19 protein-coding genes are annotated in these 22,691 nt (G+C 66.4%); 11 read left to right on the top strand and 8 right to left on the bottom strand.

All coding sequences use genetic code 11. The annotated features are described in order from the left end of the window. The first annotated feature begins 391 nt into the window (after positions 1-391). The 4 genes from ACQR1L_RS14225 (at position 392) to ACQR1L_RS14210 (ending at position 5,870) form a co-directional block, all read left to right on the top strand. Positions 392-1,891, top strand: coding sequence for a M81 family metallopeptidase (locus ACQR1L_RS14225; RefSeq protein WP_434858574.1), 1,500 nt, complete (start codon positions 392-394; stop codon positions 1,889-1,891). Between the two features lie 23 nt (positions 1,892-1,914). Continuing rightward, positions 1,915-3,078: a M20 aminoacylase family protein gene (locus ACQR1L_RS14220; RefSeq protein WP_434858573.1), complete on the top strand. Its 1,164-nt coding sequence runs from the start codon at positions 1,915-1,917 to the stop codon at positions 3,076-3,078. Between the two features lie 66 nt (positions 3,079-3,144). Continuing rightward, the gene (locus ACQR1L_RS14215; protein WP_434858572.1) at positions 3,145-4,566 is read left to right on the top strand and encodes an amidase; all 1,422 of its coding nucleotides are present in this window, start codon (positions 3,145-3,147) and stop codon (positions 4,564-4,566) included. A gap of 413 nt (positions 4,567-4,979) precedes the next feature. After that, complete coding sequence (locus ACQR1L_RS14210; RefSeq protein WP_434858571.1) at positions 4,980-5,870, top strand: crotonase/enoyl-CoA hydratase family protein; 891 nt, start codon at positions 4,980-4,982, stop codon at positions 5,868-5,870. 175 nt (positions 5,871-6,045) lie between these two features. Here the strand turns inward: ACQR1L_RS14210 and ACQR1L_RS14205 are convergent, their stop codons facing one another. From ACQR1L_RS14205 to ACQR1L_RS14195, 3 genes are all read right to left on the bottom strand, one after another. Beyond that, a complete protein-coding gene (locus ACQR1L_RS14205) occupies positions 6,046-7,023 on the bottom strand; it encodes an NADPH:quinone oxidoreductase family protein (RefSeq protein WP_434858570.1) in 978 nt (325 codons plus the stop codon). Further along, positions 7,023-7,628, bottom strand: coding sequence for a 2-hydroxychromene-2-carboxylate isomerase (locus tag ACQR1L_RS14200; RefSeq protein WP_434858569.1), 606 nt, complete (start codon positions 7,626-7,628; stop codon positions 7,023-7,025). Before ACQR1L_RS14200 ends, ACQR1L_RS14205 begins: the two co-directional genes overlap by 1 nt. Positions 7,629-7,852: 224 nt before the next feature. Beyond that, positions 7,853-8,557, bottom strand: coding sequence for a glutathione binding-like protein (locus tag ACQR1L_RS14195; protein ID WP_434858568.1), 705 nt, complete (start codon positions 8,555-8,557; stop codon positions 7,853-7,855). A gap of 139 nt (positions 8,558-8,696) precedes the next feature. Here ACQR1L_RS14195 and ACQR1L_RS14190 point away from each other — a divergent pair, with 139 nt between their 5' ends. Beyond that, a complete protein-coding gene (locus tag ACQR1L_RS14190) occupies positions 8,697-9,719 on the top strand; it encodes a methionine synthase (protein WP_434858567.1) in 1,023 nt (340 codons plus the stop codon). 413 nt (positions 9,720-10,132) lie between these two features. Beyond that, positions 10,133-12,967, top strand: a complete 2,835-nt coding sequence (locus ACQR1L_RS14185) for an autotransporter outer membrane beta-barrel domain-containing protein (protein ID WP_434858566.1) — start codon at positions 10,133-10,135, stop codon at positions 12,965-12,967. Positions 12,968-13,070: 103 nt separating this feature from the next. Here ACQR1L_RS14185 and ACQR1L_RS14180 read toward each other — a convergent pair whose 3' ends face one another. The 4 genes from ACQR1L_RS14180 to ACQR1L_RS14165 all read right to left on the bottom strand — a co-directional run bounded on the left by ACQR1L_RS14180 (position 13,071) and on the right by ACQR1L_RS14165 (position 15,497). Next, positions 13,071-13,700 carry a hypothetical protein gene (locus ACQR1L_RS14180; RefSeq protein WP_434858785.1) on the bottom strand — a complete coding sequence of 210 codons (630 nt, stop codon included), beginning with the start codon at positions 13,698-13,700 and terminating at the stop codon, positions 13,071-13,073. Positions 13,701-13,842: 142 nt separating this feature from the next. After that, complete coding sequence (gene gpt, locus ACQR1L_RS14175; protein ID WP_434858565.1) at positions 13,843-14,370, bottom strand: xanthine phosphoribosyltransferase; 528 nt, start codon at positions 14,368-14,370, stop codon at positions 13,843-13,845. A 20-nt stretch (positions 14,371-14,390) separates the two neighbouring features. Then, on the bottom strand, positions 14,391-14,681 hold the full coding sequence (locus ACQR1L_RS14170) for a hypothetical protein (RefSeq protein ID WP_434858564.1): 291 nt from the start codon (positions 14,679-14,681) through the stop codon (positions 14,391-14,393). A gap of 78 nt (positions 14,682-14,759) precedes the next feature. Then, positions 14,760-15,497 carry a competence/damage-inducible protein A gene (locus tag ACQR1L_RS14165; RefSeq protein WP_434858563.1) on the bottom strand — a complete coding sequence of 246 codons (738 nt, stop codon included), beginning with the start codon at positions 15,495-15,497 and terminating at the stop codon, positions 14,760-14,762. Between the two features lie 229 nt (positions 15,498-15,726). Here ACQR1L_RS14165 and ACQR1L_RS14160 point away from each other — a divergent pair, with 229 nt between their 5' ends. From ACQR1L_RS14160 to ACQR1L_RS14140, 5 genes are all read left to right on the top strand, one after another. Continuing rightward, on the top strand, positions 15,727-17,145 hold the full coding sequence (locus ACQR1L_RS14160) for a circularly permuted type 2 ATP-grasp protein (protein WP_434858562.1): 1,419 nt from the start codon (positions 15,727-15,729) through the stop codon (positions 17,143-17,145). A gap of 272 nt (positions 17,146-17,417) precedes the next feature. Then, the gene (locus tag ACQR1L_RS14155; protein WP_434858561.1) at positions 17,418-18,362 is read left to right on the top strand and encodes an alpha-E domain-containing protein; all 945 of its coding nucleotides are present in this window, start codon (positions 17,418-17,420) and stop codon (positions 18,360-18,362) included. A gap of 151 nt (positions 18,363-18,513) precedes the next feature. Beyond that, entirely contained in the window at positions 18,514-19,362 is an 849-nt protein-coding gene (locus tag ACQR1L_RS14150; RefSeq protein ID WP_434858560.1) for a transglutaminase family protein, read from the top strand. Positions 19,363-19,604: 242 nt separating this feature from the next. Next, positions 19,605-20,363: a peptidase gene (locus ACQR1L_RS14145; protein WP_434858559.1), complete on the top strand. Its 759-nt coding sequence runs from the start codon at positions 19,605-19,607 to the stop codon at positions 20,361-20,363. A 45-nt stretch (positions 20,364-20,408) separates the two neighbouring features. Continuing rightward, entirely contained in the window at positions 20,409-21,161 is a 753-nt protein-coding gene (locus ACQR1L_RS14140) for an SDR family oxidoreductase (protein ID WP_434858558.1), read from the top strand. A gap of 218 nt (positions 21,162-21,379) precedes the next feature. On the opposite strand, the gene ACQR1L_RS14135 is transcribed toward ACQR1L_RS14140, so the two are convergent. Further along, positions 21,380-22,606 carry an MFS transporter gene (locus ACQR1L_RS14135; RefSeq protein ID WP_434858557.1) on the bottom strand — a complete coding sequence of 409 codons (1,227 nt, stop codon included), beginning with the start codon at positions 22,604-22,606 and terminating at the stop codon, positions 21,380-21,382. Positions 22,607-22,691 lie beyond the last annotated feature (85 nt).

Raw genomic sequence — 22,691 nt, 5'->3', positions numbered from 1 at the left:
AGCGAACGCCGGAGGGAGACGGGAGGCCAAATCCCTCCTCCCGTCATTCCGGGGCGTGCTTGCCGACGGCATGGCGCAGCCATGTCGGCGGCAAGCGCGAGCCCGGAATCCATACCCACGGGCGGATATGGTTACGACAGCTGGTGGACACCGGCGTGCCCCGAAGAACTCCCTGGGGTTATGGATTCCGGGCTCGCCCTCCTCCGCCTGCGGCGGACGAGGCCGCCCCGGAATGACGAGGGAGGGATAGTTCGTCTCCATCACCCTGTTTGCGGGGATGCCGATCGATGGCCGCTCAAGCGGCATGCAAAACGGCATCGCTCCGTCGCTTGCGCGGGCCGCAGGGCACAGTCTAACGTCGCCACTCCATTTCACGGCCAGAGGCGAAGTAATGACGCGCGTCGCGATCGGCGGCTTTCTGCACGAAACCAACACCTTCGCACCGACGAAAGCGGATTACGACGACTTCATGCATGGCGGCGGCCGCGCCTCCATCGCTGACGCAGCGAGCGTCATGACGACGATGCGCGGCATCAATGCCGGCCAGTCGGGCTTCATCGCGGTTGCGGAAGCCAACGGCTGGGAGATCGTGCCGACCATCGCCTGCGCGGCAAGCCCTTCGGCCCATGTCACCAAGGATGCGTTCGAGCGCATCACGACCGTGATGGTCGACCGCATCAAGGCGGCCCTGCCGCTCGACGGCGTCTATCTCGACCTGCACGGCGCGATGGTGCCGGAGCATTTCGACGACGGCGAAGGCGAGATCCTCGCCCGCGTGCGCCAGGCGATCGGCCCCGATGTGCCGCTGGTGGCGAGCCTCGATCTGCACGCCAACGTCACGCCCGAGATGATGGCGCATGCGGACGCGCTGATCGCCTATCGCAAATATCCGCACACCGACATGGCCGACACCGGCCGCGCCTGCGCCGAGCATCTCGCGCTGCTGCTGCGGACCAAGCAGCCGCTGGCGAAGGCGTTCCGGCAGCTGCCGTTCCTGATCCCGATCAGCTGGCAGTGCACCAACGACCAACCGACCAAAGGCATCTACGAGAAGCTCGCCGCGCTGCAGAGCGAGGCCGTGCCGACGCTGTCCTTCGCGCCCGGTTTTCCCGCGGCCGACTTCGTGCATTGCGGCCCCAGCGTGTTCGCCTATGGCCGCACGCAGGCCGATGCGGACGCCGCCGCAGATGCGATCGCGGCCATTGTCACCGGCCACGAGGATGATTTCGACGGCCGCATCTACACGCCCGACGAGGGCGTACGCCATGCGATGACGCTGGCGAAGACTGCGACACGCCCGATCGTGATCGCCGATACCCAGGACAACCCCGGCGCCGGCGGCGATTCCGACACCACCGGCATGCTCCGCGCGCTGGTGCGCAACCGCGCCAGCCGCGCGGCGATCGGCATGATCTACGATCCGCAAGCCGCGCTCGCCGCGCATGCCGCCGGCGAAGGCGCGACCATCACGCTGTCGCTGGGCGGCAAGAGCGGCATTCCCGGCGATGCGCCGTTCGAGGAGAGTTTCATCATCGAAAAGATCTCCGACGGCCGCTTCATCGCGCCCGGCCCGTTCTACGGCGGCCGCAAGATGGAGATGGGACCCTCCGCCTGCCTGCGCATCGGCGACGTCCGCGTGGTCGTGGCCTCGCACAAGTCGCAGCTCGCCGACCAGGAGATGTATCGCTTCGTCGGCATCGAACCGACCGAGCAGGCGATCCTGGTCAACAAGAGCTCGGTGCATTTCCGCGCCGATTTCGAGCCGATCGCAGAGCAGCTTTTGATATGCGCCGCGCCCGGCGCGATGCCCGCCGATCCCTCCACCCTGCCCTGGGCGCGCCTGCGTCCGGGCATTCGCCTCAAGCCGAACGGCCCGGCGTTCAACGCTTAAACCTCATCAACGGAAACACACCCATGCCCACGATCGATCGCATCCAAGGCTACGCCGACGAACTCACCGCCATCCGCCGCGACCTGCACGCGCATCCGGAGATCGGCTTCGAGGAGACTCGCACCTCCGGCATCGTCGCCGAGAAGCTCGCGCAATGGGGCATCGAGGTGCATCGCGGCCTCGGCGGCACCGGCGTGATCGGCGTGCTCAAGGGCAAGGGCGACGGCACCAAAAAGATCGGCCTGCGCGCCGACATGGACGCGCTGCCGATGGAGGAGAACACCAACCTGCCGTGGCGCTCGACCATTCCCGGCCGCTTCCACGGCTGCGGTCATGACGGCCACACCACGATGCTGCTCGGCACCGCGCGCTATCTCGCCGAGACGCGCAACTTCGACGGCACCGTGCATTTCATCTTCCAGCCGGCCGAGGAAGGCCTCGGCGGCGCGCGCGCGATGATCAAGGACGGCCTGTTCCAGAAATTCCCCTGCGACGAGCTCTACGGCCTGCACAACGCGCCCGACCTGGAGCATGGCGAGATCGCGATCCTTCCCGGCCCGGCGATGGCCGGCGCCGACTTCTTCGACATCCGCATCTCCGGCTACGGCGCCCATGGCGCGATGCCCGAGCGCTCCAAGGACGCGGTGGTGATCGCGACCAGCGTCGCGCAGGCGATCCAGACCATCGTGAGCCGCAACGTCGAACCGCTGCAGGCCGCCGTGGTCTCGATCACCCAGATCCATGCCGGCTCGGCCTACAACGTCATTCCCGGCGATGCCTGGCTGTGCGGCACCGTGCGCGCCTTCTCGGACAGCGTCCGCGCGCTGGTACGCGAGCGCATGCGCGCGATCTGCGCGGGCATGGCGGCGGCGTTCAACTGCGAGATCGACGTCGACATCCGCGACACGTTCAGCGTCCTGGTCAACCAGGAAGAGCAGTCGAAGGTCGTCGAGGAGGTCGCGCGCACCGTCGTCGAGCCGTCCAAGGTGCTGACGCGCTCGACGCCGAAGATGGGCAGCGAGGATTTCGCGGACATGCTGCAGACCATCCCGGGCGCCTATTTCTGGGTCGGCCATGACGGCTCGGTGCCGGTGCACAATCCCGGCTATGTGCTCGACGACAAGATCCTGCCGATCGGCGCCAGCATGTTCGCCCGGATCATCGAGACCCGTCTGGCGGCAGCCTAGCGCCGCCTGACGTATGTCAATGAGCGGGCTCGGAATTGAGACGAACTTCGGCGACGGAGGACCAGCATGCACAAGCCCGTTTCAGACGACGTCACCTCGTTGCACGATCTCTCCGCCGTCGACCTGATCGCCGGCTACCGCGCGCGCCAGTTCTCGCCATCCGAAGTGATGGACGACGTGCTGGCGCATGTCGCGGCATGGGAGCCTGAGATCAAGGCACTGTATCTGCTCGACGTCGACGCGGCGCGCGCCGCGGCGAAGGCCTCGACGGAACGCTGGGCCAATGACGAGCCGGCCGGCGTGCTCGACGGCGTGCCGGCGACGGTGAAAGACAACATCGCGACCAAGGGCCAGCCGATGCCGCTCGGCGCGGCCAGCGTCGCGCGGGCGCCGCTCGCGGCCGACGCGCCGCCGGTGGCGCGGTTGCGCGAAGCCGGCGCGATCATCTTCGCCAAGACCACGATGCCCGACTACGGCATGCTGTCGTCGGGCCTGTCGAGCTTCCACCCGCTGACGCGCAATCCGTGGGATCTGCGCATGAACCCCGGCGGCTCCAGCGCCGGTGCGGGCGCCGCGGCCGCTGCCGGCTATGGCCCACTGCATGTCGGGACCGACATCGGCGGCTCGATCCGGCTGCCGGCGTCGTGGTGCGGCTTGGTCGGCCTCAAGCCGAGCTTCGGCCGCGTACCGATCGATCCCCCCTATGTCGGCCGCGTCGCCGGCCCGATGACGCGCATCGTCGACGATGCCGCGCTGATGATGAGCGTGCTGTCGAAACCCGACCGCCGCGACGGCACCGCGCTGCCGCCGTCCGACCTGCACTGGAAGGTCGCGGAGAAACCGGTGCGCAAGCTGCGCATCGGGCTGATGCTCGATCTCGGCGGCGTCGGCCAAGCGCTGGAAGAGCCGGTGCGCGCGACGACGCTGGCGGCGGCCAAAGCGTTCGAGGAGGCCGGCGCGGTCGTGACCGAGACCAAGGGCTTTCTCACCCGCGAGATGCTCGATGGCCTCGACAATTTCTGGCGCGCGCGGCTGTGGGACGATCTCGCCCGGCTCGCGCCGGAAGTGCGCGCGAAGACCCTGCCCTACATCCTCCAATGGGCCGAGCGCGGTGCTGACCTGTCCGGCGTCGAGGTCGTCAGGGGCTTCAACGTCACGATGGCGCTGCGCGCAGCCGCCGCAAAACTGTTCACCGAATTCGACTACATCATCTCGCCGGTCTCGCCGGGCGTGAAATTCCCGGCCGAATTCGCCTCGCCGGTCAACGACCCCGAGAAGCCGTTCGAGCACATCACCTACACCGTGCCGTGGAACATGTCGGAGAACCCGGCGATCTCCGTCAACGCCGGCTATGATTCCGACGACTTCCCGATCGGCCTGCAAATCGTCGGCCGCCGCTTCGACGATGTCGGCGTGCTCGGCATGGCCAAGACGTTCGAAAGCCTCCGCGGCGAGCAGCGGCCTTGGCCGACACCGCCGGTAAAGTGAAGCATCTCCACTGCTCCCTCCTCCGTCATTGCGAGCGAAGCGAAGCAATCCAGTGTCCCGCCCACGAGTCTGGATTGCTTCGCTTGCGCTCGCAATGACATGGAGAGAGTGTGGACCCGATCACTGCTGCATCGCTTGCCGGGAGAGCAACGCTGCGCGCAGCGTTTTGCCCGCCATGCGGAATGTCGTCACGATTTGACGCGGCCTCGTGCTGAACTATTGTATCCCCATCGCCGATCTCAATTTCGTCGTCATTCCGGGGCGTGCGAAGCACGAGCCCGGAATCCATACTCACGATCGTGGTTATGGGTTCCGGGCCTGCGCCCAAGAGGGCGCATCCCGGAATGACGGCGGAGATTGTGGCACGAGCAACCAACTAACAAACGCCACGACAACAACATCAGGAAACGCTCATGGCCTACCAGACCATCCTCTATGACGTCGCCGACAAGATCCTCACCATCACCTTGAACCGGCCGGAGAAGCTGAACGCCTTCACCGGCACGATGATGGAAGAGCTGATCGACGCCTTCGACCGCGCCGACAAGGACGATGGTGTCAGGGCGATCATCGTCACCGGGTCGGGCCGCGCGTTCTGCGCCGGCGCCGATCTCTCCTCCGGCGCCGACACGTTCGACCGCGATGCCAAGCGCGGGCCGGTGAAGCGGCATGCCGACGGCCGCGTCGACTATTCCGATCCGCAGGTGCGCGACGGCGGCGGCCAGGTCACGCTGCGGATCTTCAAGTCGCTGAAGCCGGTGATCGCCGCGGTGAACGGCCCCGCGGTCGGCATCGGCGTCACCATGCAGCTCGCGATGGACATCCGCATCGCCTCGGAGGCCGCGCGGTTCGGCTTCGTGTTCTCCCAGCGCGGCATCGTGCCGGAGGCGGCATCGAGCTGGTTCCTGCCGCGCATCGTCGGCATCTCGCAGGCGCTGGAATGGTGCTACACCGGCCGCGTCTTCCCGGCGCAGGAGGCGCTCGCCGGCCGTCTCGTCAGCAAGGTGGTGCCGCCGGACGAGCTGCTGCCGACCGCCCGCGCGCTGGCGCGCGAGATCGCGGACAAGACCGCGCCGGTGTCGGTCGCGCTGATCCGCCAGATGATGTGGCGCATGATGGGCGCCGACGATCCGATGGAGGCGCACAAGGTCGATAGCCGCGGCATCTACGCCCGCGGTCGTTCCGACGACGTCAAGGAAGGCGTGGTGTCGTTCCTGGAGAAGCGCCCGGCGCAGTTCAAGAATACGGTGACGGCCGACATGCCGGACTATTTCCCGTGGTGGGACGAGCGGGAATACAAGTAGTCATCAGTCGCGCACGCGCCACATATCCCGCTGTCGTCCCGGCCTTGAGCCGGGACCCATAGCCACCGTCTTGAGTTTGGCGAAGAACGACGCTCAGGGTGCCACAAGATGGATCACGCGGTATGGGTCCCGGCTCAAGGCCGGGACGACACCGGGGGTGTGGCGGCGCCTTGCTTCACTCCATCACCAGCGCGACCCGGCCGATGGCCTTGCGGTCGATTAGCAGCCGCATTGCTGCAGCATAATCCTCGAACGGCACGCGATGTGACACGTTGGGGCGCAGCTTGCCCTGCTCCGCGAGGTCCAGCAGCGCCGCCATCCTTCGCTCGCCCAATTCAGGATCCTTGCGCACGGCCTCGCCCGCGCGGACGCCGAGCACGCTGGCGCCCTTCATCAGGATGAGATTGGTGCGCGCCAGGCCGATGCCGCCGGTGAAGCCGATCACCAGCAGCCGTGCGCCCCAGGCGATGCAGCGGACGCTGTTCTCGAACACCTCGCCGCCGACCGGATCGAACACCACATCGACGCCGCGTCCATCCGTGATGCGCTTGACGGCGTCGCGGAACGGCTCGCGCGCATACAGCACGAGATGATCGGCACCGCGCGCACGGGCCACCGCGAGCTTCTCCTCCGATGACGCCGCCGCGATCACGGTGGCGCCCAGCAGCTTGCCGAGCTCGACGGCGGCGAGGCCAACGCCGCCGCCGGCGCCATGCACCAGCAGCGTCTCGCCCGGCTTGAGCTGGCCGCGATCGACCAGCGCGTGATGCGCGGTGCCGTGGCCGGCCAGATAGGTCGCGCCCTCCGCATAGTCGAAGGGCGACGGCAGCGGCGTGAGCTGGCTCGACGCGACCACCGCCTCCTCGGCATAGGCGCCGAAGCGCATGCGCACGATGACGCGGTCGCCGACGGCGTAGCCGTTGACATCGGGCCCGAGCTCCATGATGGCGCCCGACGCCTCGACGCCGGGCGTGAACGGCAGCTCCGGCTTCAACTGATACTCGCCGGCCGCCATCAGAATGTCAGGAAAATTGATCCCGGCAGCGCGGATCTTCACCCGCACCTCGCCTTGTCCCAGCGCGCGCGGCGGCAGCTCTTCGAGCCGCAATTTCTCCGGCGGACCGAGCTCGCGGCAGACGATCGCCCGCGGCATCAGGCCGCCTTCCGCTTCGCCAGCGCTTCGCGGATCAGCGGCAGGCGGTCGTTGCCGAAATACATGTCGTTGACATCGACGAAAATCGTCGGCGAACCGAAGCCGCCGCGCTTGACGACCTCCTCGGTGTTGATGCGCAGCTGATCCTTGATCCCCTGCTGCGCGATGCCGTCGAACAATGCCTTGGCATCGACGCCGACACGCCGGCACACCTCGGTCAGTACCGCATCCTGCGAGATGTCCTGGTCCTCGCCCCAATAGATCTCGAACACGGCTCGCGCGAACGGCACCATGGCCTCGTTGCCGAGCCAGATGCAGGCGCGCATCGCCTTGACGCTGTTCACCGGAAACACCGTCGGCGGCATCTTGATCTTGAGCCCGGCCGAGCGCGACCAGTCGTTCAGGTCCTTCAGCATATAGGCCGCCTTGGCCGGCACCGGCTTCTCACGCTGCGCATAGACGCTGGGATTGATGGTGTTGAAGATGCCGCCCACGAGGATCGGCCGCCAGACGATGTCGACGCCGAACTCCTTTGCCAGCGGCTGGATGTTGTGGAAGGCGAGATAGGTCCAGGGGCTGGAGCAGTCGAAGAAGAATTCGATCATCGTGTTTCCTCAAGGTCTCAATGTGTTCGATGGGGCGCGCACAAATCTAGAGAGTTGGTCATGGCCCCTGGATTGCTTCGCTCCGCTCGCAATGACGGTGGAGAGAGCTGGCGTCCCCGTTCTCTGCGTCATTGCGAGGAGCGAAGCGACGAAGCAATCCAGGGGCTACGAGGCACAGTCTGGACAGTTTGCCACCACTCTCCTCGCGACGCCGTGGAGTCCGCTCACGATCTCCCCGTCATTTCCTTCGCCCGCGCGCCGAACATCACGTGGCGCGTCTGGTCGTTGAACGGCTCCTTGACGAACTTGCCAATTGCGAGCCCCGCTTGCAGCTTCGGCCGCGCGCGCAACTCCGCGTACCAGCGCTTGACGTTCGGATAATCGTCGAGCGTAAAACCCTGCGCCTTGTGCGTCATGATCCACGGGAAGCAGGCGATGTCGGCGATGGTGTAGTCGTCGCCGGCGACGTGGGCGCCGGTCTTGCCGAGCTGGACGTCGAGCACGTGGAAAAGACGCGCGACCTCGTCGCGGTAGCGCTGGATCGCGTAAGGGATCTTCTCCGCCGCATACAGCGCGAAATGGCCATGTTGCCCCATCATCGGCCCGAGACCCGCCATCTGCCACATCACCCATTGGATCACGCGCGAACGCGCCCGAATCTCCTGCGGCAGAAAACGCCCGGTCTTGTCGGCGAGGTAGATCAGGATCGCGCCGGTCTCGAACACCGAGAAAGGCTCGTCTCCGTCAGCCGGCGCGCGATCGACGATCGCGGGAATGCGGTTATTCGGGCTGATCGCGAGGAACTCCGGCTTGAACTGGTCGCCGGCCCGGATGTCGACGGGAATGACCGTATAAGGCAGCCCGAGTTCCTCGAGCATGATCGAGATCTTCCAGCCGTTCGGCGTCGGCGCATAATAGAGGTCGATCATGCCTTCCCCGAGCTTCGTCCCCGACCCATTATGCCGCGCTGCGGAACGCATGACGCGGCTTCGTTCTTCTGTACGGGAAGGGTAAGCCATGGCAGACAGGCGCTCAAGCCTGACTGCCCCTACGCCGGAGAATACGACCATGCTGTTTGCATCGACCATCGCGGGCTCGCTGCCGAAGCCGGAGTGGCTGGCCGAGCCGAACGTGCTGTGGGCGCCGTGGAAGTCGAAGGGCGACGAGCTTGCGCGCGCCAAGCGCGATGCCACCATCCTGGCGCTGAAGCTGCAGGAGGATTCCGGCATCGACATCCTCACCGAGGGCGAGCAGTCGCGGCAGCATTTCGTGCACGGCTTTCTCGAGCGCGTCGAGGGCATCGACTTCGCGCACAAGGTCGAGATGGGCATCCGCAAGGACCGCTACAAGGCGATGGTGCCGCAAGTCGTGGCGCCGCTGTCGCTGAAGGGCCGCGTCCATGGCGACGAGGCGCGGATCGCGCGCACGCACACCACGCGCGCCGTGAAGTTCACGCTGCCCGGGCCGATGACGATCATCGACACCATCGCCGACAACTACTATGGCGACCGCGTCAAGATGGCGTTCGCCTTCGCCGAGCTGTTGAACCAGGAGGCCAAGGCGCTGCACGACGACGGCATCGACATGATCCAGTTCGACGAGCCGGCCTTCAACGTCTACATGGACGAGGTGCGCGACTGGGGCATCAAGGCGCTGGAGCGCGCCGCCGAAGGCCTGACGTGCCCGACCGCGGTCCACATTTGCTACGGCTACGGCATCAAGGCCAACACCGACTGGAAGGAAACGCTCGGCAGCGAGTGGCGGCAATATGAGGAGACCTTCCCGGTCATCGACGCCAGCAGCATTCAGCAGGTCGCGGTCGAATGCCGCAATTCGAAGGTGCCGATCGAGCTGCTCGGCCTGCTCAAGAACAAGATCGTCCAGGCTGGCGTCATCGATGTCGCCAGTGACGAGATCGAGACCGCCGAGGACGTCTGCAAGACGCTCGAGGACGTCATGAAGGTGGTGCCGAAAGAGAACATCATCGCGACCACCAATTGCGGCATGGCCCCGATGCGGCGCGAAGTCGCAGAGGCGAAGCTGATGGCGCTCGGCACCGGCGCGAAGCTGGCGCGGCAGCGGTTCGCGTAAGGGAATCACCGATCCGCAGGCTCACCTGCGACCTCACCGGCGACAATGACGCGGAAGCGATGCGACACACGGCATCGCTTGCGCATCATACGTTGCGTTGCGGCCATCACCTCGTCCGCACCAGATGCCGTGCGGGCTGCCGCCGGCATCCGCCGCACACGCCGGTCCACAGTTCAATCGGCCCCAGGGTATTTTAGCACCTATGGAACATCATTCGTTTCCGGGTGTGTCTTTGCTGTTCTTGACAAGATGCGTCCTGACATTTCATTTCGGAACACAAGTTTGGCGTGAAATTTCTGCCGCCTAAATTAGTTCGAGTCTGACACTTGCCTTCATTGCTGGGGATTGAGATGGCTTGCTTTGCGAGAACGACGGGTGCTGCGCCGAGGTCAGCGACGCGGCGCTGGCTGGCCATGTCGCTTCTCCTTGCGGGCACCATGCTCAGCACCCAGGCATTGGCGATCGACGTCGCCAACCAGGCCGACTGGAATACGGCCGTCGCGGCGGTCGCGGCTGCCGGCGCCAACTCCACCGTCAGCATCAACATCACCAGCGGCTTCACGCTGTCGAGCTCTCTGGCACAGCTGCAAGCCGCCAATGCCAACGTCACGGTGAACATCACCGGCAACGGCCAGATCATCAACGGCTCGTCGACCTATCAGGGCATCGTGGTCAACGGCGCCAACGGGCCGACCGTCAACATCTCGAATCTGGCGATCACCAACACCGCCGCGATCGGCGGCAACGGCACCAACGGCCAGGCCGGCTATTACAACAGCAGCCTGTCCTATGGCGCCGGCGGCGGCGGCGCCGGCGGCCTCGGAGCCGGCGGCGGCCTGCTGGTGCTCGGCGGCGCCAATGTGACGCTGGCCGGAGTGACCTTCACCGGCACCACCGCGACCGGCGGCAACGGCGGCGCTGGCGGCAGCGCCCAGAACACGGCCCCGGCCGGCAATGGCGGCGACGGCGGCACAGGCGGTGCCGGCAATAATGGCGGCGCCTCTGGCGGCGGCGGCGCCGGCGGCTCCGGCGGCAATACCGGCACGCAGGGCACCGCGGGCACCGCGGGCGCCTCGTTCGGCGACGGCGGCGGTGGCGGCGGCGGCTCGGGCACCACCAACAGCAACTTCTACACCATCAACAACAATGGCGGCACCGGCAACGCCGGCGGCGGCACCGGCGGCCGCGGCGGCGACGGCGTCACCAACAACCAGGGCAGCCAGGGTCCGGGTGCCGACGGCGGCTATGGCGGCGCCGGCGGCGCCGCGCGCGGCGGCGCGATCTATGTCGATGCCGGCGCGACGCTCACGATCCTCGATTCGCCGATCTCGGGCGCGGCCGTCACCGGCGGCACCGGCGGCAGCGCCGGCGTCGGCCAGGGCCCTAGCTCGTTCAACGGCACCAATGGCGCAGCCGGCGTCGGCGCCGGCGCCGCGATCTATCTCGGCGGCGTCACCGCCAACATCGCGGTCAGCGGCGGCACCGTGACCTATGCCAACACCATCGGCGGCAGCGGCCTGGTCACCGGCGGCATCAACACCGCTCTCGTCAAGACCGGCAGCGGCACGCTGGTGCTGACGGCCGCCAACACCTACATCGGCAACACCGTCGTGAATGGCGGAACGCTGGAGGTGAACGGATCGGCCGCAAGCTCGACCCTGACCACGGTGAATTCCGGCGGCACGCTGGCGGGTGTCGGCACCGTCAGGGGCACGCAGATCAATGCGGGCGGCACCTTCGCTCCCGGCAACGGCACGCCGGCCAGCACGATGACGGTCAGCGGTAATCTCGCCTTCCAGTCGGGCGCGATCTACCTGGTCCAGGTCGATCCGACCACCGCCTCGCGCGCCAGCGTGACCGGCACCGCGACGCTCGCCGGCACGGTCAATGCGGTCTATGCCGCCGGGACCTATGTCGCGAAGAAATACACGATCCTCACCGCGACGGGCGGCGTCAGCGGCACTTTCAGCGGCGTGACCGCGACCAGCGCGCCGGCGGGCTTCACGTCATCGTTGAGCTATGACGCCAATAACGCCTTCCTCAACCTCGATCTCGCCGTCCTCGGCAACAACACCAACCAGATCAACGTCAACACGGCGCTGAGCAACTATTTCACCAGGAACGGCAGCATTCCCGTCGTCTTCACCGGGCTGACGCCCGCCGGCCTGACGCAGATCTCGGGCGAGACCGCCACTGGCAGCCAGCAGGCGACCTTCAATGCGATGACGCAGTTCATGGGCGTCATGACCGATCCCTTCGTCGGCGGCCGCGGCGAGCCGTCGACGCCGCCGACCGGTCCGACGGCCTATGCCGGACAGGAGCTCGCCTATGCGCAGAAGCGCAATCCGAGCGATGCGCTGGCGGCGATCTACACCAAGGCCCCTCCCGCAGTGATGGCGAGGGCCGGCTGGAGCGTATGGGCGGCCGCGTTCGGCGGAGCCCAGACCACCGACGGCAACGCCGCGCTCGGCTCCAACACCGCCACCAGCAATCTCTACGCGACCGCGGTCGGCGCCGACTATCGCTTCTCGCCCTACACTGTCGCGGGCTTCGCACTGGCGGGCGGCGGCACGAACTTCAACGTCTTCAATGGCGGCGGGGGCCGGTCCGATCTGTTCCAGGCCGGCGGCTTCGTGCGGCACAATATCGGCGCGGGCTATATCACCGGCGCGCTGGCCTATGGCTGGCAGGATATCACCACGAACCGGACCGTGACGGTCGCGGGCATCGATCAGCTGCGCGCCAACTTCAACGCCAACACCTATTCAGGCCGGATCGAGGGCGGCCATCGCTTCCTCACCCCCTGGACGACCGTGGGCATCACGCCCTACGCGGCCGCTCAGTTCACCACCTTCGCCCTGCCGGGCTACGGCGAGCGGGCGGTCGTCGGCAACAACACCTTCGCGCTTGCCTACGGCGCCAGGAACATCACGGCGACGCGCAGCGAACTCGGTCTGCGCACCGACAAATCCTTCGCGCTGTCGGACGGCATCTTCACACTGCGCGGCCGTTTCGCCTGGGCGCACGACTTCAACCCGGACCGCTCGATCGCAGCGACCTTCCAGGCGCTTCCGGGTGCTGCCTTCGTCGTCAATGGCGCGCGGCAAGCCAGCGACTCCGCGCTGACCTCGGCGTCGGCGGAAATGAAGTGGACCAATGGCTGGTCGGCCGCAGGAACGTTCGAGGGCGAGTTCTCCAACGACACCCGCAGCTACGGCGGCAAGGCGGTCGTGCGCTATTCGTGGTGATGGGTGCCTGTCCGCAAGGTCATCACGATGCCGTAGCCCGCATGAGCGAAAGCGACATGCGGGTTCGACACAGCGGCGCGTGAGACGCCGGATACCGCTGCGCTCATCCGGCCTGCGCGGCCTGCGCGCTTGGGTGCAACACCGGCCGATAACCGGCCCGGAGCGCGCGCAGCGTCGACGGGGGCGTCAGCAACAGTGGAGCAGCAAGGTCATCGCGCGCCACGCCGTAGCCGGCGAAGGACCACGGTAGCGCCCTGCCCCGCAGAATCGCGAAGCTCTCTTCACCCGACTGCACCATCGCGCCGTCCGGCAACTCGGCCACCGGCCCCGACAATGAGTGCAAACGCTTCTTGCCGCGCTCCAGCCGCTCGCGATGCAGCACCTTGTCGATCTCGGACGCACGGATAGCGCTGACGCCGTTGCCCGTCTCCCAGGCGGCGCGAAAGCGCTCGGCGTCGTCGCGGCGGCAATAGAAGCAGGGACGGTGGCCGGCGGCGAGCGCGGTGGCCTCGTCGAGGAAGAACAGCTCGGTCCAGCTCCGCCTCGCCATGACCTCGCGGCGCTTGCCGCGGAACTCGCACAGGCAGACCAGCCAGGCCGGGCTCGACCAGCGCTTGCTCAGCAGCGTCCTGGTCGCGGGATCATGGATGATGCCGCGATTGCCGGTGAACAGCCCGCGATGCGGCGTGGCGACGATGTCGCCCAAGGGCGTGACGCGGTTCTGCAGCGGCACGGCGGCACTCCGCATCAGCCGTCATTGCGAGGAACGAAGCGACGAGGCAATCCAGAGTCCCGTCCACAGCTCTGGACTGCTTCCGCCGTCGCCTTTCGGGCCATGGCGGACACGTCGCTGCGCTCGCAATGACGACGTTGAGCTACGCCGCCCCGTCGCGCAGCGGCGGCGCGAAGGACAGCGCGGTGTCCCAGGGGAAGAAGATCCAGGTGTCCTGCGACACCTCGGTGATGAACGTATCGACCAGCGGCCGTCCCTTGGGCTTGGCATAGACGGTCGCGAAATGGGCGTCCGGGAGCAGCTCGCGGACCATCCGTCCAGTCTTGCCGGTGTCGACGAGGTCATCGACGATCAGGAGCCCCTTGCCGGTGCCGCCGCCGAGTTTGGCGGTGTCGGGCGAAATGCCCTTCAGGACCTGAAGCTCGCCCTGCTTGGTGTGGTCATAGCTTGCGATGCAGATCGTATCGATGACCCGCACGCCAAGCTCGCGGGCCACGATCGCCGCCGGAACGAGTCCGCCGCGGGTGATGGCCACGACGGCGTGAAACGGTCCGATCTCGTTGAGCCGCCAGGTCAGCGCCCGGCAGTCGCGATGAAATTGGTCCCAGGACACGGGAAAAGCCCGGCCTGCCCGCTCCTGCGCAATGAGATCAGGATTTTTCTCAACCATCTGCAATCAAGCCCGTTGTCCTAGGAGGATAGCTTGCGGCCAAGGGAAACCGCCAGCAGAAACAGGACAAAATAAACGAGATACCCCAAGAAGACGCGCCTGAAGACGCCCAGCCGACGGCGGTGCCTCAGGATGGTCGCCTGCACCTCGCTTGGCTGCCTCGCGATCACGTCCTCTAGTACATTGGGACCGGGAAAATTAAGTCCGGGTCGAGCGAGCTGCCAGAAGAACGTGCTCACTCCGATCGAATAATTCCCGATCCGATGATAGATCTGCCACCCCTTGAGTTGGAGCCAGATCGCAACCGGCATCAGACAGATCCACGGTCCGCCAAGGGCCACAACATACAGAAGGTCGCGGCCCGAGGGCGCCATGGCCGGGGCTGCGCCCTACGCCTTGCCGTTGAGCCCGGCGAGCATCTCCTTCACGGCTCCCATCGCCGCCGACAGTTTCTCCTGGTCGCGCGAGCGGACCACCAGATGCGTGTTCGGCTTCTGGTCCTCGTCGATAAAGGGATAGCTGCCGATGATGGTGTCCGGATGCGTCTTGGCGATCTCGCGCAAGGGGCCGCCGATGTCGCCCTCGCGGGCGTTGGCGCGCACGGTCTCCGACAGCATGCGCACGCCGGATTTCAGCTTCGGCGCGACGATGTCCATCATCGCCTGCATGATCGAGGGCACGCCGGCCATGACGATGACGTTGCCGAGCTTGAAGCCCGGCGCCAGGATGGTTGCGCTCTGGATCAGTTCGGCGCCATCGGGGATGCGCGCCATGCGCAGACGGGCCTCGTTGAGCTCCTGCTCGCTCCAGCGCTCGCGGAAGCGCGCGACGACCTCGGGATGATGGTCGATGCCGACGCCGAACGCCTTGGCGATCGAGTCGGCCGTGATGTCGTCATGGGTCGGCCCGATGCCGCCGGTGGTGAACACATAGGTGTAGCGGTGCCGCAGCGCGTCCAGCGCCGCGATGATGTCGCCCTCATCGTCCGAGACCACCCGGACCTCCTTGAGGTCGATGCCGAGATTGGTCAGGTATTCGGCGATGAAGCCGATGTTCTTGTCCTTGGTCCGGCCGGACAGGATTTCGTCGCCGATGACCAGCAACCCCGCGGTGACGATCTCGCTCATGATATCTCCTCGCATTCCCCGTCTCTTTTGGCCCGCCTCGGCGCCAATGTCATCCGGAACGTCGCAGTCTATGCCGCGGATTTGAGCATCGTGCAGCCGGTTTTTCGGGCAGGCTTTTCCGCGTCTCCCACGAAATGCCGCAGGAGAATGCATATCGCGCTGGCCCGGCCCTTGCTACCATCACGTGGAGTCATGCAGTGTATGGCGAGGCTGGGACACACGGGCATCTATGGCAGTTGCGTTCGACGAAATGAACGAGCCGGGCGGCGACGTCCGTCAGGCTTATCAGGAGCTGTCGCGGTGGCTGAAGGAAACGCCGCCGGAAGCTCTGGAATATCGCCGCCATGAGGCGGAGCTGCTGTTCCGGCGAATCGGCATCACCTTCGCGGTGTATGGCGAGGCCGAGGCTCAGGAGCGGCTGATTCCGTTCGACGTGATCCCGCGCATCCTCTCGGGCAAGGAATGGACCCTGCTGGAGAAGGGGCTGAAGCAGCGCGTCAAGGCGCTGAACATGTTCCTCCGCGACATCTATCACGGCCGCGACATCCTGCGCGCCAACGTCGTGCCGGATGATTTGATCTTCCAGAACCCGGTGTTCCGCCCGGAGATGAACGGCCAGGACGTGCCGCACGACGTCTATGTCCACATCGCCGGCATCGACATCGTCCGCGTCGACGCCAACGACTTCATCGTGCTCGAGGACAATGCGCGCACGCCCTCGGGCGTGTCCTACATGCTGGAAAACCGCGAGATCATGATGCGGCTGTTTCCGGACCTGTTCGCGCGCCATCGCGTCGCGCCCGTGGAGCGCTATCCGGACGAGCTGCTGTCGTGCCTGCGCTCGGTGGCGCCGCTCAGCGCCTCGGCCGAGCCGACGGTGGCGCTGATGACGCCCGGCATCTACAATTCCGCCTATTACGAACACTCGTTCCTGGCCGACAAGCTCGGCATCGAGCTGGTCGAGGGCCGCGACCTCATCGTCAAGAACGAGGAGGTCTTCATGCGGACGACGGAGGGCCTGAAGCGCGTCGACGTGATCTATCGCCGCGTCGACGACGACTTCCTCGATCCCCTCACCTTCCGCCCGGATTCCGCGCTCGGCGTGCCCGGCCTGATGTCGGCCTATGCCGCCGGCAACGTCACGCTCGCCAACGCGGTCGGCACCGGGATCGCCGACGACAAGGCGATCTATTCCTACATGCCCGATGTCGTGAAGTTCTATCTCGGCGAGGAGCCGATCCTGAAGAACGTGCAGACCTGGCGCTGCCGCGAGCCGCAGGACCTGTCCTACGTGCTCGACCATCTCGGCGAACTGGTCGTCAAGGAGGTGCACGGCTCCGGCGGCTACGGCATGCTGATCGGCCCGGCCGCGACCAAGGCGACGATCGAGGCGTTCCGCGACAAGCTGAAGCGCGAGCCCGAGGGCTTCATCGCGCAACCGACCTTGGCGCTCTCGACCTGCCCGACCTGCGTCGCCTCAGGGCTGGCGCCGCGGCATGTCGATCTCCGGCCGTTCGTGCTGACGGGACGCGACCGCACCACCATCGTGCCCGGCGGCCTCACCCGTGTCGCGCTGAAGGAAGGGTCGCTGGTGGTCAATTCCAGCCAGGGCGGCGGCACGAAGGATACATGGGTGCTGGATGAGTAGCTGTTGCTTTGCGCCGGCCGCGCAGCTCGCTCGCTCTAACCTCTCCCCGCGCGCGGGGAGAGGTCGGATCGCATCGTCAGATGCGATCCGGGTGAGGGGGGCTCTCCGCACGGCCGGCGCTCGTGGCTGCCTTTCACCCCAGCCCTCTCCCCGTGAAGGACGGGGAGAGGGAGCGCACCGTGCTCGCGGCATCAGCTCGCCAACAAACTTCTCTCTAGCCGTGCACACCTGCCCCGCCGGGGCCGGCTCCCTCCGCACCTCATAGATTGCCCATGCTGTCGCGCACCGCCGAAAACCTGTACTGGCTGGCCCGCTACGTCGAGCGCGCCGAGTATCTCGCCCGCACCATCGACGCGACCTTGCGCGTCACCGCCCTTCCCGCGGCCTATATCGGCAAGACCAACGAGTGGGAATCGGCGCTGATGACCGCGGGCGTCAATGTCAGCTTCTACGAGCACTATTCCGAGGCCAACGAGCAGAACGTCATCGAATATCTCTCGTTCAACCAGTCCAATCCGTCCTCGATCAAGAACTGCATCGAGGCCGCGCGTCTCAATGCGCGCTCGGTCCGCACCGCGCTGACCTCGGAAATGTGGGACACCCTCAACGGCTCCTGGATCGAACTGCAGGAAGTCTGGAGCAAAGGCACCAAGACTCGCGAGGAACTCGCCCGCTTCCTGCGCTTCGTGCAGGAGACCTCGCTGCGCTTCGACGGCTCGGCCTACCGCACCATGCTGCGCAACGACGCCTACTGGTTCTCGCGGCTCGGCCTGCATCTGGAGCGCGCCGACAACACCGCGCGCATTCTCGACGTGAAATATCACGTGCTGCTGCCCGAGGAGGAGCATGTCGGCGGCCCGCTGGACTACTACCAGTGGACCTCGATCCTGCGCTCGGTGTCGGCGCTGACGGCCTATCACTGGGTGTATCGCGAGACGCTGAAACCCTGGCTGATCGCCGACCTCCTGATCCTCAACGACACGCTGCCGCGTTCGCTCGCCAGTTGCTACGGCAACCTCGTCCGCAATCTCGACCAGATCGGCGTCGCCTATGGCCGCCAGGGGCCGTCGCAGCGCCACGCCCGCGGCGTGCGCAACCGGCTCGAGCATTCCAACATGGACGACATCTTCCAGCGCGGCGTCCACGAGTTCATCCAGGAGTTCATCACCGACAATTCGCGGCTCGGAGAGATCATCACCAAGCAATATCTGATCTGATCGAGTAAGCTGAAAAGTCCTCGACCGTCGTCATGGCCGGGCTTGACCCGGCCATCCACGCCTTGCTGGTTCTCCTGGTGGAACACGCGTGGATGCCCGGGTCGAGCCCGGGCATGACGATCGAAAGACCGGCATTCCATCGGACACGACCATGCGCCTGCGTATCTCCCATTCCACCACCTACCGCTACGAGCCGGCGGCCACCGGCGTCATCCAGATCATCCGCATGACGCCCGGCAGCCATGACGGCCAATATGTGGCGGAATGGCAGATCGACGTCTCGACGGATTCCCGCCTCGACATGCACGAGGACGCGTTCGGCAACGTCACCCACGTCATCACCCACGGCGCCCTGGAGGATCTCACGATCACCGCCGAGGGCCTGGTCGAGACCCACGATACCGGCGGCGTCCTCAAGGGCGCCGACGAGCGCTTTCCGCCCGGCTTTTTCCTGCGCACGACCCCGCTGACCACGGCCAACGCGGCGATGGCCGCCATCGTGCGCGACCTGCGCGCGGAATCCGAGACCGACGTGCTCGGCTTCCTGCACACGCTGATGACGCAAGTCTACGAGCACATGACCTTCGACGAGGATCCGACCCACAGCGGCACCTCGGCGGCGGAGGCGTTCGCGCTCAAGCGCGGGGTCTGCCAGGATTACGCGCACATCTTCATCGCCAGCGCCCGCGCCGCCGGCATCCCCGCGCGCTTCATCTCCGGCCATTTCCTGCGCTCGGATGGTGCAGTGCACCAGGAAGCCGGCCATGCCTGGGCCGAGGCCTATGTGCCGGACCTCGGCTGGGTCGGCTTCGATGCCGCCAACTGCATCTGCTCGACCGACGCCCACGTCCGGGTCGCCATCGGGCTCGACTATCTCGGCGCCGCGCCGGTGCGCGGCACGCGCTATGGCGGCGGTTCGGAGACGCTGACCGTGAAGGTCAAGGTCGAGCAGGTCGGCCGCGGCGGCCAGTCGCAATCGCAGTCCCAGCGCCAGTCCTGAATTCCGGAACGCGCCCGTAACCCCACCAGCGGTGTCATTCCGGGGCGCGCGCAGCGCAAGCCCGGAATCCATCGGGCGGCAGAGCACGCGGAATAATGGATTCCGGGCTCGTCGCTTCGCGCCGCCCCGGAATGACGACCTGCTGTGGAGCGGCGTCTTGCCTAAGCCCCAGCCTTCTCTGCAGGGTTGGACGCGCCACCGATTTTCGCTACTAATTCGCGCTCTGGCTCGAGGGGACGACGATGACCTATTGCTGCGGAATTCTGGTGCGTGACGGACTCGTCATGATCGCGGACACCCGGACCAATGCGGGCCTCGACAACGTCTCGACCTTCCGCAAGCTGCACATCTTCTCCAACCCCGGCGAGCGCATCGTCGCGGTCGCCAGCGCCGGCAATCTCGCCATCAGCCAGTCCGTGCTCTCGACCCTGACCGAAGGCATCGAGGACCCCGAGACCGGCGAGGTCGAGACCCTGATGAACGCGCCGACCATGTTCCAGGCGGCGCAGCGCATCGGCAAGGCCATCCGCATGGTGCACGCCACCGAGGGGCCGGCGCTCAAGGCCGAGGACATTTCGTTCGACGTCTCCTTCCTGTTCGGCGGCCAGATCAAGGGATCGCGGATGCGGCTGTTCATGGTCTACACCGCCGGCAATTTCATCGAATGCACCACCGACACGCCGTATTTGCAGATCGGCGAGCACAAATACGGCAAGCCGGTGCTCGACCGCGCGATGCATTACGACGTCGAGCTCTATGAGGCGCTCAAGACCGGCCTGATCTCGATGGATTCGACGATGCGCTCCAATCTCGGCGTCGGCCTGCCGATCGACGTGCTGGTGGTGCGCGCCGACGCCTGCGAGGCCGATCTCAACCACCGCATCGAGGCCGGCGAGCCCTATTTCCACGACCTCCGCTCGCGCTGGTCGGCGGCCCTGCGCGCGGCGCATAACAACATCCCGCGGCCGCCCTATAAGACTCAGAGCGACGTGAAGCACTGACGCTGCACTCTGCTCAAAACGGCAAACGTGAAAAGGTGAGGAAACATGGCTGAAGCTAAGAAGATCGCGCTGGTGACGGGCGCAGGCACGGGTGTCGGCCGCGCCACATCGCTGGCGCTGATGAACGCGGGCTTCACCGTGGTGCTCGCCGGCCGCCGCAAGGAGATGCTGGAGGAGACCGCCAAGCTCGGCCCTGCCGGCATGAGCCTTCCCGTGCCCGCCGACATGATGGACCCCGCCTCGATCGCAGCGCTGTTCGACACCGTAAAGAAGACCTACGGGCGTCTCGACGTTCTCTTCAACAATGCCGGCATGGGCGCGCCGCCGGTGCCGTTCGAAGACCTGACCATGGAGCAGTGGCAGTCGGTGGTCGCGACCAACCTCACCGCGCCGTTCCTGTGCACCCAGCACGCCTTCCGCATCATGAAGGACCAAAGCCCGCGCGGCGGCCGCATCATCAACAACGGCTCGATCTCGGCGCATGCGCCGCGGCCGTTGTCCTCGCCCTACACCTCCACCAAGCACGCCATCACCGGCCTGACGAAAGCCTCGAACCTCGACGGCCGCGCCTATGACATCGCGGTCGGCCAGATCGACATCGGCAATGCCGAGACCCCGATGACCGAGCGCATGGTCGGCGGCGTGCTGCAGCCCGACGGCCGCATGATGCCGGAGCCGCGCATGGACGTGCAGGCCGTCGCCGATGCCGTGGTCTACATGTCCGGCCTGCCGCTCAGCGCCAACGTGCTGTTCATTACGGTGATGGCGACCAAGATGCCGTTCGTCGGCCGGGGCTAGTCGCCTTTCCAATTCTCTCCGCTCGTCATTCCGGGGCGCGCGAAGCGCGAGCCCGGAATCCATAGCCACAAGCGGTCATGTTGTCCGGGACGGCTGTGGCGATCGTCTCGCCACACGGCGTGTCGTGGTTATGGATTCCGGGCTCATCGCTGCGCGATGCCCCGGAATGACGACGGAAAGATTTGTACGTTCCGGTAAGACGGGGAGAGCGAAACGCCCTACTCTAACCGCTCCACCTTCCGCAGCGTCGGAAACAGCTTCATCCACAACAGCGCGATTGCGATCGTGCCGACACCGCCGAGGATGGCGGCGGGCATGGCGCCGAGCAGCGCGGCGGTGACGCCGCTTTCGAACTGGCCGAGCTGGTTGGAGGCGTTGATGAAGAGGAAGTTCACCGCGCCGACGCGGCCGCGCATCTCGTTCGGGGTGGCGAGCTGCACCAGTGAGAAACGGATCACGACGCTGATCGTATCGGCGGCGCCGAGGATCGCGAGCGCGGCGACCGAGATCCACATCACGTTCGACACGGCGAACACCACGGTCGCCGCGCCGAACACGATCACCGCCTGAAACATCCGCAGGCCCACCCGTCGCTGGATCGTGTAGCGCGCCAGCACGGCGGTCATCGCGAGGGCACCGACCGCAGGCGCCGCGCGCAGCACGCCGAGGCCGAACGGTCCGGTGTCGAGCACGTCGCGCGCATAGATCGGCAGCAGCGCCGTGACCCCGCCGAGCAGCACCGCGAACAGATCGAGCGAGATCGTGCCGAGGATGGCGGGATTCGCGCGGATGAAGCGGACGCCGGCGAACAGATCGTCCTTGCTGCCGTCGAGCCGCTCCGCCGGCACGTCGTCCGGCACTTGCATCAGTCCCGTCAGCGCCATGCCGGCGATCCAGAACAGCATCATGATGCCATAGGGCAGACCCGGCGCGACGGCATAGGCAAAGCCGCCGATCGCAGGGCCAGCGATGGTCGCGAGCTGCGCCGCGCCGCTCGACAGCGCACTCGCCCGCTGCAACGTGCCCTCCGGCGCGATCAGCGGCAGCAGCGCGGCCGTGGCAGGGCTCTCGAAGGCGCCGGCGATGCCGAGCACGAACACCGCCGCGAACAGCTGCACTTCGCCGAGCTGCCCGGTAGAGGCGCCCCAGCCCAGATACAGCGCCGTGAGCGCCTCGGCGAGCTGGCAGAGCTGCACCACGCGCTTGCGCGGGAAGCGGTCGGCGGCATTGCCGGCCACGAACACCAGCAGCGCCGTCGGCAGGAACTGGATCAGCCCGACCATGCCGAGATCGAACGCCCTCCCGGTCAGGTCATAGATCTGCCAGCCGATCGCCACCGCCGCGATCTGGCTGGCAAAGCGCGACAGGCTGCGGGACGACAGGAAGAACAGGAACGCGCTTTGCTTCAGGAGATCGCGCGCGCCGATCGGGACGGTGGTCGACATGGTGGGGCCTGGGTGGCGCAGGCCCCACTGCTTGTCAATCGCAAGCCCCGCATGGCCGCAGCGCATTGCGCGGGACCGTGCCCTG

The sequence above is a fragment of the Bradyrhizobium sp. HKCCYLR20261 genome (assembly GCF_051168435.1).
Classification (GTDB): domain Bacteria; phylum Pseudomonadota; class Alphaproteobacteria; order Rhizobiales; family Xanthobacteraceae; genus Bradyrhizobium.
This window is presented reverse-complemented; position numbering and strand designations above follow the sequence as displayed.